This is a genomic window from Streptomyces sp. NA04227 (assembly GCF_013364195.1).
GTDB lineage: Bacteria > Actinomycetota > Actinomycetes > Streptomycetales > Streptomycetaceae > Streptomyces.
Map to the genome: position 1 here is coordinate 2,370,642 of NZ_CP054918.1, position 13,876 is coordinate 2,384,517.

At 70.7% G+C, this 13,876-nt stretch carries 14 protein-coding genes; 8 read left to right on the plus strand and 6 right to left on the minus strand.

What is annotated here, in order from left to right:
- Window positions 1-69 precede the first annotated feature (69 nt).
- Window positions 70-747, minus strand: a complete 678-nt coding sequence (locus HUT18_RS09875) for an HAD family hydrolase (RefSeq protein WP_176099644.1) — start codon at window positions 745-747, stop codon at window positions 70-72.
- 110 nt (window positions 748-857) lie between these two features.
- Between HUT18_RS09875 and HUT18_RS09880 the strand changes: the two genes are divergently transcribed.
- The 3 genes from HUT18_RS09880 to HUT18_RS09890 all read left to right on the plus strand — a co-directional run bounded on the left by HUT18_RS09880 (window position 858) and on the right by HUT18_RS09890 (window position 4,458).
- A complete protein-coding gene (locus HUT18_RS09880) occupies window positions 858-2,039 on the plus strand; it encodes a helix-turn-helix domain-containing protein (protein WP_254878961.1) in 1,182 nt (393 codons plus the stop codon).
- Between the two features lie 1,107 nt (window positions 2,040-3,146).
- On the plus strand, window positions 3,147-3,287 hold the full coding sequence (locus HUT18_RS09885; RefSeq protein ID WP_176099660.1) for a hypothetical protein: 141 nt from the start codon (window positions 3,147-3,149) through the stop codon (window positions 3,285-3,287).
- A 55-nt stretch (window positions 3,288-3,342) separates the two neighbouring features.
- Complete coding sequence (locus HUT18_RS09890; RefSeq protein WP_176099662.1) at window positions 3,343-4,458, plus strand: methyltransferase domain-containing protein; 1,116 nt, start codon at window positions 3,343-3,345, stop codon at window positions 4,456-4,458.
- 27 nt (window positions 4,459-4,485) lie between these two features.
- On the opposite strand, the gene HUT18_RS09895 is transcribed toward HUT18_RS09890, so the two are convergent.
- Window positions 4,486-4,773: a hypothetical protein gene (locus HUT18_RS09895; protein WP_176096575.1), complete on the minus strand. Its 288-nt coding sequence runs from the start codon at window positions 4,771-4,773 to the stop codon at window positions 4,486-4,488.
- 324 nt (window positions 4,774-5,097) lie between these two features.
- Between HUT18_RS09895 and HUT18_RS09900 the strand changes: the two genes are divergently transcribed.
- Entirely contained in the window at window positions 5,098-5,484 is a 387-nt protein-coding gene (locus HUT18_RS09900; RefSeq protein WP_368661514.1) for a lamin tail domain-containing protein, read from the plus strand.
- Between the two features lie 225 nt (window positions 5,485-5,709).
- On the plus strand, window positions 5,710-5,931 hold the full coding sequence (locus HUT18_RS09905; RefSeq protein ID WP_176099665.1) for a hypothetical protein: 222 nt from the start codon (window positions 5,710-5,712) through the stop codon (window positions 5,929-5,931).
- A 238-nt stretch (window positions 5,932-6,169) separates the two neighbouring features.
- Here the strand turns inward: HUT18_RS09905 and HUT18_RS09910 are convergent, their stop codons facing one another.
- Complete coding sequence (locus HUT18_RS09910) at window positions 6,170-6,373, minus strand: cold-shock protein (protein ID WP_176099667.1); 204 nt, start codon at window positions 6,371-6,373, stop codon at window positions 6,170-6,172.
- 403 nt (window positions 6,374-6,776) lie between these two features.
- Window positions 6,777-8,222, minus strand: coding sequence for a Gfo/Idh/MocA family protein (locus HUT18_RS09915; RefSeq protein WP_176099669.1), 1,446 nt, complete (start codon window positions 8,220-8,222; stop codon window positions 6,777-6,779).
- Between the two features lie 482 nt (window positions 8,223-8,704).
- Here HUT18_RS09915 and HUT18_RS09920 point away from each other — a divergent pair, with 482 nt between their 5' ends.
- The 3 genes from HUT18_RS09920 to HUT18_RS09930 all read left to right on the plus strand — a co-directional run bounded on the left by HUT18_RS09920 (window position 8,705) and on the right by HUT18_RS09930 (window position 12,078).
- Window positions 8,705-9,745, plus strand: coding sequence for an SDR family oxidoreductase (locus HUT18_RS09920; protein WP_176099670.1), 1,041 nt, complete (start codon window positions 8,705-8,707; stop codon window positions 9,743-9,745).
- A 223-nt stretch (window positions 9,746-9,968) separates the two neighbouring features.
- Window positions 9,969-11,492 carry an alpha/beta hydrolase gene (locus HUT18_RS09925; RefSeq protein WP_176099672.1) on the plus strand — a complete coding sequence of 508 codons (1,524 nt, stop codon included), beginning with the start codon at window positions 9,969-9,971 and terminating at the stop codon, window positions 11,490-11,492.
- Between the two features lie 58 nt (window positions 11,493-11,550).
- Window positions 11,551-12,078 carry a nuclear transport factor 2 family protein gene (locus HUT18_RS09930; RefSeq protein WP_176099674.1) on the plus strand — a complete coding sequence of 176 codons (528 nt, stop codon included), beginning with the start codon at window positions 11,551-11,553 and terminating at the stop codon, window positions 12,076-12,078.
- Between the two features lie 62 nt (window positions 12,079-12,140).
- Here HUT18_RS09930 and HUT18_RS09935 read toward each other — a convergent pair whose 3' ends face one another.
- Complete coding sequence (locus HUT18_RS09935) at window positions 12,141-12,929, minus strand: spermidine synthase (RefSeq protein ID WP_254878962.1); 789 nt, start codon at window positions 12,927-12,929, stop codon at window positions 12,141-12,143.
- A 447-nt stretch (window positions 12,930-13,376) separates the two neighbouring features.
- Entirely contained in the window at window positions 13,377-13,748 is a 372-nt protein-coding gene (locus tag HUT18_RS09940) for a hypothetical protein (protein WP_254878963.1), read from the minus strand.
- Between the last annotated feature and the right edge of the window lie 128 nt (window positions 13,749-13,876).

The window sequence follows — 13,876 nt, forward strand, 5'->3', positions numbered from 1 at the left end:
TCTCGTCCCACCTTCCCCCCGGTGGACAACGCCACAGCCCCCACCGCCTACGGGCGGTGGGGGCATTCGTCACGTCTGAAGCCGTACAACAGCACCGACTACCCGCTCCGTATCGGTGAGCCCTTCCAGTACCACTCGGGCGCCTGCGGCACGCAGCTCATCCGCAGTTGTGCGGCCCGTGGCCACAGCGACGACTCGAATCCCTGCCCCTCGACCCCCGGTAACGTCCGCAGGAGTATCCCCAAGGAACACGGCATCCTCGGCCCCAACTCGGGCGCGGGCCAACGCAGTCCGCAGCAACTCGGGCCGCCCTTCCCCGTCCTCAGCGAATGCGCCGATCGTGAGGTCGAGGTACGCATCGAGACCGAATACATCGAGCTTGACCTCCGCAGCACTCCGGACGTTCCCAGTCACGACGCTCTGCGGCACCCCGAGGTCAGCCAGGGCGGCGAGCACTGCCGCTGCCCCCGGCAGCGCATGCCCACGCTCCCGCAGCTCGGGCGCCCGCCGCACGTGTACATCCCCAAGCGCCGCGGCGAACCGGTCGAACAGCTCAGGGCTGTACTCCACGCCGTGAAGCCACGCCGTCTCCCGCAGGATCACCCGCTCCGTCGACCCCGTGACCGCTGCCTGCTCCCGCATCGGCAGACCGGTTACTGCCTCGAACGCCTCGGCCCATAGCTCCCGGCCGAGGCCCCGCGTCGCCATGAGCGTGTGGTCGATGTCCCACAGCACCAGCCGCAACACAACGGCTCCCCTCGTCAGATCAACCGGCCTTGCCCCCTGTGCGTAGCGTGCACCATACGCTGAGTACAAACTCACGGCGGAGGTAGGACATGGTCGCCCCCGATCTCCCCATGGGAGACCGAGTCAGGCACTACCGCGGCTCTCGGCGCCAGGACGTTCTGGCCGGGCTGGTCGGTATCAGCCCCGATTACCTGTCTCAGATCGAACGAGGCCTCAAGGTCCCTTCCTTGCCCATCCTCCACGCCCTCGCGCAAGAGCTGGGAGTACCAACCGCAGCACTGCTTGCCGAGGAGAGGCCGATGGCCGAGCCCATCGCCGACACCACCGAGTCCGAGGTAGCACGCGCACTGCTCGGCTACGGCCCTCCCCGCAGCACTGCGCCCGATCCGCCAGCCGTACTACGAGAGCGGGTTGAGTCTGCGTGGCGTAGCTGGCAGAGCAGCCCCACCCGCTTCACGGAAGCCGCCACGGTGCTGCCGGACCTCATCGCGGACACTGAGCACGCCGTCCGAAAGGCCCGGACCCTGCCCGATGACGCCGCCCGTCGGGCCGTGCTGAGGGCCGCCGCCGACCTGTACTGCCTGCTTCGCTCGTACCTTCGCCGCACGGGCCGGGTCGACCTCGCGACTCTCGCTGCGGATCGGGCGATGCGGGCGGCCGAGGATGCCGACGATCCGCTACGGATCGCTGCGGCGCAGTGGAACCTTGGTCACGTTCTCCTCGCCGCAGGCGACGCTGCGGAGGCCGAGGAGATGGCTCTGATGGCTGTCGAACAACTGGCGGCTCAGCAGATGGACGACGCAGACCGGACCGCGATGGCGGGCGCCCTGCATTTGGTGGCAGTTGTGGCGGCGGCGCGGCGCCGCAGGTGGTGGGAGGCACGCGACCGGCTTCGGCAGTACGCGGCGCCTGCGGCCCGCGCGGTGGCGGACAGCAGCAACGTGGCGTGGACGGTGTTCGGTCCTACCAACGTCGCGCTGCACGCTGTCTCGATCGAGATGGAGGCCGGGGAAGCGGGTGAAGCATTGCGTACGGCGGATGCCATCGACACGAGCGGACTTCCCTCGCTCGAAAGGGAGTTCACGTTCGGCCTGGAGGTGGCCCACTGTCACAGTCTGCGCCGTGACGATGCTGCGGCTCTCCTCTCCCTGCTCGGCTTGGAGGCCGTCGCCCCCGAGGATCTCGCGCGTACGCCGCTAGCGCGGCAACTGATCCTCACAGTGATTCGGCGTGCCCGTGCGATGCACGCGCGACAGGCCGAGCAACTCGCTTCGCGGATCGGGCTGGTGTGACCGAGCCTGCGGTTCACCCGAGCTGATAGTTCGGGTGGACCTACAGCCGCGTTCTTACTGTCTGTTCCATGGAGACCACGGGATGTAGGGGTGACGGTGTATCGCTGCCCGACCCCCGCGCGCTGACCGATGGTCAGGTGCGCGGAGCGGAGTGCGTCGGATGCGGCACAGACCTGACGCGCGCGGCGTTCAAGGTAGATCTTGGACAGCAGCCCTACCCAGGGCCCGGTGCGCGATCGATGTGGTTCCCACGCGCCTGTCCGGGCTGCACGTTCGGGGGCGAGAGATGAGCATCGAGACCGCTCGCCGCCCCTCAGACGCTGACGGCCTTCAAAGCGAGTACCGACGGCTCCTCGACCACCTGCATGAGTGCCAGGACTGCGGGACGTTTCCGCTGTGCGCCACAGGTGACCCGCTCATGCGCGTCTTCCGCGACGCCCTCAGCACGGCCATGCGAGCCGCGTCTGCCCCTCCGCCCGAATCTGACCAGGAGCTGCCCATGCCAGTCTGCGCGCGCTGCGATCGCCCCATCAAGCCCGGGGAGGAAGAGACCGTCACGTTCGAGCGTGTCTCGGCCGCGCCTGTATCCGTGACTCGTCACAAGAGCCCCTGCCGCAAACCGAAGTAACCCACAGCCCCCGCACGCTCGGTCGCGTCTCCTACCCCGTGGCGCGGATGGTGTGCGGGCCCGAGCGGCTGCTCGACGGCGATCTGTGGAGAGCAGCCGCCCACCCACTACCGCCCCTGCCAGGACAACCGCTCTGGGGGTGGGCACCGAATCCTCACACCTGGCAGGGCCCCAATCCCCCCGCTCCGGCGACCACGCCCCCCGGTTGCAGCCGGAGCGGGGCCGGGCGGCTGCCCGCCGCTGACCGGGCAGCCGCCCATCCACGCCCCGTGCCCAAGCAGGGCCGCAAAGAAGAGGACACATGGAACGCACCGTGACCGCATTCGCATACGGCAGCAACGGAGGCGGCAAGAAGCCCGAACCCCAGCCCACCCCGACACCCGCCCCTGCCCCTGCCCCTGCCCCTGCCCCTGCCCCTGCCCCTGCCCCTGCCCCCAACCCGCCCACCAACTAGGCAGATTCCAGGAAGGATCGACGACATGACACAGGCACACCTCGGCTCCCGCCAGCACGGCGGAGGCAGCGACCCGCTGCCCGGCGAGCCCTGGCCCGGTCCGCCCACGCCGCCGACGCCGGACGGTGGCCCCGGCGTCCCCAACCCGCCCAAGAAGGACCGCTGATTTGGCCTCCAACAGCCAGGCACGCCCCACCCACACCGGGCTGGGGCGTGCCCTCATGAGCGCAGGCATACTCACCCCCGACTGGGCGCCGTTTTACGCCGCCGTCCCCCGGAGCTTGTTCCTGCCCGAGACGATCTGGCCGTTCGACATGGACAAGGGCAGCAGCGTCACCGTCTCGCGCGCCACAGACCCCGAGACCTGGCAGGACTACGCACTCGCCGATGTCCCGATCGTCACCCAGTGGGACGACGGCGAGCACACCGGCCACGACCCCGGCACCGTCCCAACGTCCTCGGCCTCCATGCCCAGCGTCGTCTTCAGCATGCTGTCCGCCCTCGACGTACAGGCCGGGCACCGCGTCCTGGAGATCGGTACCGGCACCGGTTGGAGCGCTGCTCTGCTCGCCCACCGCCTCGGCCCCGGCAACATCACCACCCTGGAAGTCGACCCGGCCCTGAGCGAGAGGGCACGGGGCGCACTCCGCCGCGCCGGATACGCAGTGGGAGCGGTGTGCGCGGACGGCGCCCTCGGATACCCCCGGCGCGCCCCCTACCCGCGGATCATCGCGACGTGCGCAGTGCGCGCGATCCCACCTGCCTGGATCGAGCAGTGCGCACCCGGGGGCGTCATCGTCACCCCCTGGGGCACGCACTGGGGCAACGGTGACGCAGTGGTCAAGCTCGTGACCGCAGCCAACGGCCGTAGCGCTACAGGGCATTTCGTCGGCCCGGTCGAGTTCATGAAGCTGCGCGACCAGCGGCAGCCACCCGTCCAGCACAAGGACTACGTCACCCCCGACGCCGAGCGCGAGGAGAGAACCAGCAGCCTGACCGCGGACGAGTTCCTCGGCGACCGCTTCGACCCTCTTCAGTTCGCCCTCGGCCTACGTGTCCCGCAGTGCGTTCGCGTCGTGGCCACGCCTGAGGACGGACGGCAGCCGGTGTGGCTGTACAGCCTCGCGGACCGCTCCTGGGCCTGCGCCCTCTTCAAGGGACAGCAGCCCACCCAGGTCTGGGAGTCCGGACCGCGCCGCCTGTGGGCCGAGGTCGAGAGCTCATGCGCATGGTGGAACAGCCACGGCAAGCCCGCCCACGATCGGTTCGGGCTCACCGTCACACCACACGAGCAAACCGCCTGGCTCGACAGCCCGGACAACCACTGGCCTGTGTGAGGCCCGGTGTCACCTATTTGGGCACCCCTAATCCCCGCACCGCTCCCAGAAGTCCGGAGTGCCGTGGGAGATCACGAGGCCGTACGACTCCACCAGCCCGCAGTCGTTCTGCTCGGTCCACTGGTAGGCGAGGACCGACCAGACCACGGCCACGATCACCGCCACCACGCCCGGCACGCTCCAGTGGGAGCGACCGTCGGGGCCTTCGCCTCCGTTGTGGGGCGGCCGTTGGGGCGGATCGTGCTTGGGGGGCTCCCAGTTCGGCCCGTTCCAGCCGGGAGGCCGCCACCCGCCCTCTCCCTCGTCGTTCGGCATGCCTGTCAATATCCCGCGCACGTTCCGGCCGGTGCAGCTTGCAAACCGGCCAACTCCCCTGAGGCGAGTGGGGTTTGCTGCCCAGCTCACCTACGCCTTCCCAGCCGGACACTTCGGCGGGGGCGCCCGGCGCACAGCTCAACCACCGGAAAATGAGGAGGAGTTGACGAGGTTCGTGAAGGCGGAGTGAAGAATGTGAGGTAGCTTGTCGGTCTGCCGGGATCCAAGGGGGGTGCCCGGCTCTCGACCCGAGGAGTCTCCATGTCTCGTATCCGTGCCGTTTTACCTGCCGCAGCCGCCGTGTGCGCCGCGACGATCGCTCTCGTGCCGTCCCAGGCGCACGCCGCCAGTGCGATCCAGGTCCACAAGGTCCACTACGACAGCCCGGGCAGCGACCGGGGCGGCAACAGTTCGATCAACGGTGAGTACGTCGAGCTGAAGAACACCAGCCGTTCCGCGATCGAGCTGCGGGGCTACCGGATCAAGGACCAGTCCGGGCACTGGTACACGTTCCCGTCGTACCGGATCGGCGCGGGCAAGACCGTGAAGGTGCACACCGGCAAGGGCAGTACGAGCGCCGGGCATGTGTACCAGGGCCGCGGCTGGTACGTGTGGAACAACGACAAGGACACCGCCACCCTCTACAAGGGCAGCAGCTGGGCCGACTCGTGTGCGTACAACTCCACCAAGGTCGACTACAAGATGTGCTGAGCGGCCGCCTGACGCGCGCCCTCGGCGGCGGACGGCCTCCTTTCGCCCACGGGCGGGAGGAGGCCGTCCAGCGCCCGCTGAGCCCGCCCACCGAGCCCGCTCGCCGCCGGCCCGCCCGCCGCGCCTCCTCGGTGGGCCGACAGGGGCCCGGGTGACCTCGTATGAGCACGATCTCGTCGCCCCGACCACAACTCCGGAGCCCGGCGGGCACATACTGAGCGCACGATGACGAAGCCCCCAGCGCCTCGGCGCCATCTGCCCACCAGCCCCTTCAACGCTCCGGCCGCTCCCCCGGTCAAGGAGTTCGCGCTCGACGACCGCGTCTCGCACGACCAGTACGGCCTGGGCCGCGTGCTTCAGGTCGAGGAGGGGGTCGCGCTGCTCGTCGATTTCGGTTCCCGTCAGGTCCGCGTCCTCAGCCCGTACACGAGACTGCACAAGCTCTGATCACCGGGCCGCGCCACGGCCCGCCGACCGCCGCACGCCCACCGGAGACCGGCCCTCGTCCGGCAGCGGTCTCCGGGCAGTCCCCGAGCAGCACCCGAGCACTACCCGACCCCGAGCAGTACCCGAGCAGCCACCGCACCCGTACCGCCCCCGTACCCCAAAAAACGGGACCGGGCCCGCACCTTTCGCAGTGAGACTGCGAGAGGTACGGGCCCGGTCGGGCAGTGCGCCGCGGCGATTAGGCCGGGACGATGTTCTCCGCCTGCGGGCCCTTCTGACCCTGCGTGACGTCGAAGGTCACCGACTGGCCCTCGCGGAGCTCACGGAAGCCCTGGGTGGCGATGTTCGAGTAGTGGGCGAAGACGTCGGGGCCGCCACCCTCCTGCTCGATGAAGCCGAAGCCCTTTTCCGCGTTGAACCACTTCACGGTTCCCTTAGCCATGTGAATCTCCCTGAGTGTGAGGCAGTGCCGGAAATCCGCACCTCGCGGATTCCTCGTCGCCGCATTGAGCCCCACTCTCCGAAGGATCCGCCGCCGATGGACTCCGACGCGCCGGACAAGGCCGGGGAGCGCCGGTGTGCATCGGTGGGATCCGAAAGACCCGGAAAGCCCGGAAAACAGTAATGCGCCTGACGGAGCAATCCCATCAGGCGCACATAAAGTTCATGGGTACCAAAACTGCAACGCGGAAACCGTAGCATGCCCGGCAGTCCGGCCCCGCCGATTTACGGCGGGGCCGGGTCCCGTGGGGGGATCGGGGCGCGTGACCTCCCTCACGGTGGCGGCGGTGCCACCGGAACCGGCCGGAGGGGGCCGGAGGGGCGGGTGCGCCGGGCTGACCGGGTCAGCGCACCGGGGGCATGTCCAACGGCTTGGAGTCCAGGCCGGGGCGCTTGCCGACCCAGGAGCCGCGGGTGAAGTCCGGCACCGCGACCGAACGGCCGCCCGCCTCAAGGGACTTGACGCTCAGCGGGACGGCCGAGCACCAGGCGGCGGAGTCGTAGACGTCGAAGTCGGGGACCAGGCCCGCGCGCATCGCCTGCACGATGCGCCACTGCATGATGTAGTCCATGCCGCCGTGGCCGCCGTTCTCGGCGTCCTCACCGTTCTTCACCCACAGCCAGTGGTCGTACTCCTTCTGGTACGCGGCGAAGCCGCGCCACTCGTGGCCGCTGTGGTCCGGCTCGAAGTAGATACGGGCGCCGGTCTCGTCGGTGCCGGTGTAGTCCTCGAAGATGCCGCGGCTGCCCGCGAGGGTGTTGATCCTGCTGTACGGGCGCGGGGAGCTGACGTCGTGCTCGGCGCGGATCAGCCTGCCGTTCTCGGTCTTGATCAGGCAGGTGGTGAGGTCGCCCTCGACGTAGGTCTCCTTCCAGGACGGGTGGCCCTTCGGCACGAAGCGCTCGCGGTAGTCGGCCAGGCCCTTGGGCTCGGTCGCGGTGGCGCTGAGCGTGGCGAAGCGGTCGCCGCGGTTGATGTCCATGGCCGCCGCGATCGGCGCGAGCCCGTGCATCGGGTAGAAGGACGCGCGGCTGCGGGTGTGCCACAGACGGCGCCAGGAGTCCGTGTAGTACGTGTCGGAGAACAGCAGCTCGCGCAGGTCGTGCAGGTAGCCGCCGTGGCCGTTGGTCAGCTCGCCGAAGGCGCCGTCGTGGGCCATCTTCAGCATGGCCAGCTCGTTGCGTCCGTAGCAGCAGTTCTCCGCGAGGATCAGGTGCTTACGGGTGCGCTCACTGGTGTCGACCAGGTCCCACAGCTCGTCCAGGCCGGTGGCGATGGGCAGTTCGACGGCGGCGTGCTTGCCCGCGAGCAGGGCGCCCTTGCCCTGCTCGTAGTGGAACTCCCAGGGCGTGGCGATGTAGACGAGGTCGATGTCCTCGCGCTTGAGGAGTTCCTTGTACGAGTCCGCCGTGCCGCCGAACTCCAGGGGCCGCGGCTTGCCCTCCGCGACCAGCTTGTCCGCGGTGCGCTTGGTGCGCTCCGGCCGGATGTCGCAGACCGCGGTGACCGTACAGCCGGGTATGACGGACCAGCCGACGGTCATGTCGTGACCGCGGTTGCCGAGGCCGATGACGCCGACACGGACGGTCTGCACGCCCTCGTACGGCACGTTGATCATGGACTTCTGGCCGCGCGCACGCCTGGGCGCGGCGGCGGCCTCAAGGGCGGTCGCGGCGGTGCCTGCCTTCGCGGGCGCAGCCTGGGCGGAGCCCATCCCGGCCGCGAGGGCACCCGTGGCGAGGGCACCACCCAGGACCAAACGGCGTGGGACAGCGGGGATTTCAGGCATCGGCGATCCGTCTCCTGTGAGTGGGGTGACTGGAGGGCAAGAGGGGTGGCTGGTGCAACAGGCCGACTGGTGTGAGGGCCGACTGGTGTGAGCCACATCGCAAGCACTGAAAACTGTCGCGGGGTTACCCGGTAGATGTCAATAGACGCTCAAAACAAGCTTGTTTCAAACAGAAAACGTCATCCAGGGGGTGGTTCGGTACCGCTCTCCCCTTCTGTGACACCCCCTGCCACCCCTGATCACCAGCAACTCCCCGACTGAACTGGGCACCTCCACTGGCCAGTTCGGCCTCGAATCGCACGGATCCGAACAGAAACTCTCAACAGAGCGCGCCGAAGTACGCCGTAAGACACAGAGGAGCGCATACGAAAACGCGCGCGGAACGTGAACGAGCCCCTGCGCGGACCCTGCCGGCGGCGCGCGAGGGCACACCCGGGCCGCTCCATCCGCCCGTTGTCAGAGCCTCCTGACAGACTCACAAGATGACTTCGAGGACCTCACAGAGCGGGACGAACAAGGCATCGGGCGGAGCGGAAACAGAGGCGGCCGGCTGGGCGCCGGACCCGGCGGCGCTCAAGGGGCACGTCGCCCTGGTCGCGGGCGCGACGCGCGGTGCCGGGCGGGGAGTCGCGGCCGCACTCGGCGAGGCGGGCGCGACGGTCCTGTGCACCGGCCGCAGCAGCAGGAACGGGTCGCTGCGCTCGGACTACGGCGGGCGCGACGAGACCGTCGAGGAGACGGCCGAACTGGTCACCTCGCTGGGCGGCGAGGGCGTCGCGATCCCCGTCGACCATCTCGACGCGGACCAGGTCGCGGCCCTCGCGGCGCGCGTACGCGGCGAGTTCGGGCGGCTCGACGTCCTGGTCAACGACATCTGGGGCGGCGAACTGCTCACCGGCGGCCCCGCCCAGTGGGACACCCCGCTGTGGGAGCTGAACCTCGACGACGGACTGCGCCTGCTGCGGCTCGCGATCGACACTCATCTGATCACCTCGCACCATCTGCTGCCGCTGCTGATCGAGCGGCCGGGCGGTCTGGTCGTCGAAGTGACCGACGGGACCATGGCGCACAACGCGGACCGGTACCGCATCTCCGTCTTCTACGACCTCGCCAAGATCTCGGTGAACCGGCTGGCCTTCTCGCAGGGCCACGAGCTCGCCGCGCACGGCGCCACCGCCGTCGCGCTCACCCCCGGCTGGCTGCGCTCGGAGATGATGCTGGAGCACTTCGGCGTACGCGAGGACAACTGGCGCGACTCCCTGCGCCCCGGCCCGGACGGCCGGCCCCCGTCCGCACCCGCCGACTTCGCGCTCTCCGAGACCCCGCGCTTCGTCGGCCGCGCGGTGACCGCACTGGCCACCGACCCGGAACGGGCCCGCTGGAACCAGCGCTCGGTGGACGCGGGCAGCCTCGCCAAGGAATACGGCTTCACGGACGTCGACGGTTCGCGGCCGGACTGCTGGCGGTACATCGAGGAGGTCGGGGAGCGAGGTCTTACGGCGGACTACGCGGACTTCCGGTAGCGGATTGCCGGTGGCCGAACTCCCGATGGCCGAACTCCTGATGGGAGGGGAAGGGAGGGGAGGGATGAGGCGGTGCGGCACCGTGTGACTCGCCGGGCCGGAACCCTCCCGCCCCCCTGCCTCAACTCCCCACTCCCCTAAGGGAATTGGTAGGGAAAGCCCCACCACGGATCGACCCGCGAGCAGGATGGGGCCGGGGCACGGGACGGGCGAGTCTTGCCGTATGACGACTCACGCACGCAAGGCCGTGCTCCTCACCCTGACCGCCGCCGCCGTGGCGAGCGCGCTCACCGCCGCCGGACCGGCCGGTGCCACCGGATCCGGCACCGGCGCGCGCGGCGGCACCGCCCCCGCCCTCGACTGGCGCCCCTGTGACCAGCCGAACGGTCCCGCCGGTCAGGAGTGCGCGGACCTCTCGGTGCCGCTCGACTACAGCGAGCCCGACGGGCAGCGGATCAGCCTCGCCGTGACCCGGCTGCGCAGTGACCGGCCCGAGGCGCGGCGCGGCACCCTCGCGGTGCTGCCGGGCGGGCCCGGCGGCTCCGGGGTGCAGCGCCTGACCCAGAAGGGCAAGGCGCTGCGCGAGGCGACCAAGGGCCAGTACGACCTGGTCGCCTTCGATCCGCGCGGGGTCGGCGGGAGCACCACCGCGAGCTGCGAACTCGCCCCGGAGGACCGGTACTTCACCACCCTGCGCTCATGGCCGGGCCCGGACGGCGACATCACGGCGAACCTCGACCGGTCCCGGCGTACCGCCGAGTCCTGCCACCGCAACGGCGGCGCGGTGCTGCGCAGCTTCAGCACCGCGAACGAGGTCCGCGACCTCGACCTGCTCCGCCGGGCTCTCGGGGAGCGGAAGCTCTCGGCCTGGGGCAGCTCGTACGGGGCGTACGTCGGCGCGGTGTACGCGCAGAAGTTCCCGCGGCACACCGACCGTGTGGTGCTCGACAGCAGTGGCGACCCCGATCCGCGACGGGTGGCCCGGGGCTGGCTGGCGAACATGGGGCAGGCCGCCGACGACCGCTTCCCGGACCTCGCGGCGTGGGCGGCCGACCCGGAACGCGAGGCCGAGGGTCTGCGGCTCGCCGAACGGCCTGAGGACGTACGGCCGTTGATACTCGCGCTCGCGGAGAAGCTGGACCGCGAGCCGCGTACGACCACCACGCCGGAGGTCCCGCTCACGGGCACCGTCCTGCGCCAGGCCCTCCAGAGCACCCTCTACAGCGATGCGGCGTTCCCCCAGTTCGCCGCGCTGGTCAAGGCGGCGCAGGACCCGGCCCGTACGCCCGAATTGCCCTCGGCGCTCGCCCGTCCGATGACCGACGAGGAAGCCGCCATCACCATGGGCGTCATCTGCAACGACGTGCGCTGGCCGCGGCTCTCCGACGAGGAGTTCCGGCGTGCGGTCGCGAAGGACCGGACCCGGCACCCCCTCACGGCGGGCCTGCCGGTGAACGTCACCCCGTGCGCCTTCTGGAAGGACCGGCCGACCGAGGAGCCGACCCGTATCACCTCCGAGGGCCCCTTCAACATCCTCATGATCCAGGGCCGTCGCGACCCCGCCACCCCGCACTTCGGCGCCCTGGAGATGCGGCGCGCGCTGGGTGACCGGGCCCGTATGGTCACCGTCGAACACGGCGGCCACGGGCTCTACTTGGGCGACGGCAACGCCTGCGGGAACGAGGCGGTGACCACCTTCCTCACCACGGGGCGGCGCCCGTCGGAGGACGTGTCCTGCCCGGACTGACACGACCCCGGGCAACCGGGCTTGACCTCAACAACACTTGAGGTTGAACGATCTCCTCGTGACCACGCAGACGCATCAGACGTACGACACCGCACACCACGTCGAGCTGACCACCCTCGTCAGCCGCTACTTCCGCTCGCTGGACGAGACGGCGGCCGACGGGGGCTGGGCGGCCGAGCGGTTCTTCACGCGGGACGCCAGTACGCGGACTCCGATCGGCGATGTCGAGGGGGCGGCGGCGATCGCCGAGCACACCCGCACGGCGCTCGGCAGGTTCGCCGCCACGCAGCACGTGTCCAGCGATGTACTCACCGAGGTCGACGCCGACAGCGGGCGCGCCGAGGTCTCGTGGAACGCCCTGATGACCCATGTCCACCACGAATCCACCCTGGAACGGCGAGGGCCCGGGGCCACTGCCCTGTTCACGGTGGGCGGCCATGTGCGGGCCGAGGCCCAGCTCACCGAGGCGGGCTGGCGCTTCACACGGATGTCCATCCGCGCCGTGTGGCGCACCGGTGAGCCGCCCTTCCTTCCGGAGGAGGTGCTGGCTCAACTTCCCGACGCACCCGGGGAGTTGAGCAAGTGAGAGGAGCGTGCACCGCCGGTCCACCGGGGCCAACCGGCCAACCGGCCAACCGGCCAACAGCCTCAGTCGAAGACATCCTTCGGCGGTGCGGGTGAGTCCACGGCGTCCGCGTCGGTCACCGGGGCGGCGCCGCCGGTGAAGTCGAGCAGTTCGCCGCCGGTCAGTACGCGGCAGGGGTGGGCGTCCCCGGCCGCGCGCCGGGTCAGCTCGGCCACCGGCAGCGGCGTACCCGAGGCCACGAGGACCGTGTTGCCGAACCGCTTTCCGCGCAGCACCGGCGGATCGGCGAGCAGCACGAGTTCGGGAAAGACGGTCCGGGCCGTGGCGATCTGGCGCCGCAGATGGGCGAGCGGCGGACCGTCCGCGAGGTTGGCCGCGCAGCTGCCGCCCGGTGCGAGCACCCGGCGCAGCTCGGCGTAGAACTCGCCGCTGGTCAGGTGTGCGGGGGTGCGGGCGCCGCCGAAGACGTCGACGAGGATCAGTTCGGCCCAGCCGTCCGGGAGTCGCCCGAGGATCTCGCGGGCGTCGCCGCCGCGCACCCGGATCCTGGCGTTCGGGTCCAACGGCAGCTCGCTGCGCACGAGTTGGACGAGTCCGGCGTCCTTCTCGGCGATCTGCTGAGTCGACCGCGGCCGGGTCGCCGCCACATAGCGGGCCAGGGTGAACGCGCCGCCGCCCAGATGCAGGACCCGCAGCGGAGCACGTGCGGGCGCGACGGCGTCGATGACATGGCCCAGCCTGCGCTGGTACGGGAACTCCAGCCGGGTGGGGTCGTCGAGGTCGACGTGCGACTGCGGGGCGCCGTCCACCAGCAGGGTCCAGCCGCGCGCCCGCTCCCGGTCCGGGACCAGTTCGGCGAGGCCGCCGTCGACGGGTACGCAGAGCGTCCCGGCATCCCGCGTACCACTGCCGGAACGGCGAGCGGACCGCCCGCCCCTGCCCTTGCCCGTACGTTCCTTCGCCACGCGGCCATTATCGGCGGGGCGGGAGGCAGGGGCGCACCGAGCGCTACGGCAGCGGGCCCGACGAGGGGCGCGGACAGGACAAGCGGAAGGGCGCGCCGCGCACCACCGCGCACAGCGCACCGTACGGCGCACCGCGCACCCGGCGCAGACCACCGGCGCGGGCCGCGCACACAAGCCGCACACGCCGTTCACGCGGGCGCACGGACGGCGCAGGCGAGGGCGGAGAAGTCTGGACGCGAAGAAGCCGGACGCGAAGAAGCCCGAGGAAACCCAAGGAAACCCGAGGAAGCCTGGAGCAGCACCCGCGCCCCACGGCCCGCGCAGCCCGCCCCCTCACTGGCAGCTGTCCGCCGCCTCGATCGTGCGCGCCGCCTCACCCAGTGCCGCCCGCAGCACCTTCGGGTCGGTGACCGGGTCGGCCTCCTCCGGCGAGAGCAGCCAGCCGGTGGCGCCGGGCGGGTGCGGGGTGCCGGTCGCGCCGTCGCGGGGTGCGGGGGCGCCCTCGGCACGGGTGCAGTCGCTGCCCGGTACGTCCCAGGCGTCGGCGGTGCCCCAGGGGACGAGGAAGCTCAGGGTGTCGTGGTCGTCGTCGTGCAGGACCGGGCCGACCGGCTCGTCGTTCTGCCGCCGCAGGATGTCCACCGCTTCCAGCCCCTGCCGGGAGGGGACGGTGACCAGGTCCGGCGGATCGGCCGGGCCCGGCACGAACGGCGGCCCCTCGTACGGCCCGCCCCGCCCGCACAGGCCGTCCCTCTCGGACACTCCGCCCCGCTCGGACAATCCGTACCGCCCGGACGGCTCGCCCCCTTCACACGGTGCGGACGCGGACAACC

Bases quoted from the DNA above. Each gene is read 5' to 3' on its own strand.
- HUT18_RS09890 (WP_176099662.1), top strand. From the start codon at position 3,343: ATGAGCGCAGGCATACTCACCCCCGACTGGGCGCCGTTTTACGCCGCC.
- HUT18_RS09880 (WP_254878961.1), top strand. From the start codon at position 858: ATGGGAGACCGAGTCAGGCACTACCGCGGCTCTCGGCGCCAGGACGTT.
- HUT18_RS09885 (WP_176099660.1), top strand. From the start codon at position 3,147: ATGACACAGGCACACCTCGGCTCCCGCCAGCACGGCGGAGGCAGCGAC.
- HUT18_RS09895 (WP_176096575.1), bottom strand. From the start codon at position 4,773: ATGCCGAACGACGAGGGAGAGGGCGGGTGGCGGCCTCCCGGCTGGAAC.
- HUT18_RS09905 (WP_176099665.1), top strand. From the start codon at position 5,710: ATGACGAAGCCCCCAGCGCCTCGGCGCCATCTGCCCACCAGCCCCTTC.
- HUT18_RS09915 (WP_176099669.1), bottom strand. From the start codon at position 8,222: ATGCCTGAAATCCCCGCTGTCCCACGCCGTTTGGTCCTGGGTGGTGCC.
- HUT18_RS09910 (WP_176099667.1), bottom strand. From the start codon at position 6,373: ATGGCTAAGGGAACCGTGAAGTGGTTCAACGCGGAAAAGGGCTTCGGC.
- HUT18_RS09920 (WP_176099670.1), top strand. From the start codon at position 8,705: ATGACTTCGAGGACCTCACAGAGCGGGACGAACAAGGCATCGGGCGGA.
- HUT18_RS09925 (WP_176099672.1), top strand. From the start codon at position 9,969: ATGACGACTCACGCACGCAAGGCCGTGCTCCTCACCCTGACCGCCGCC.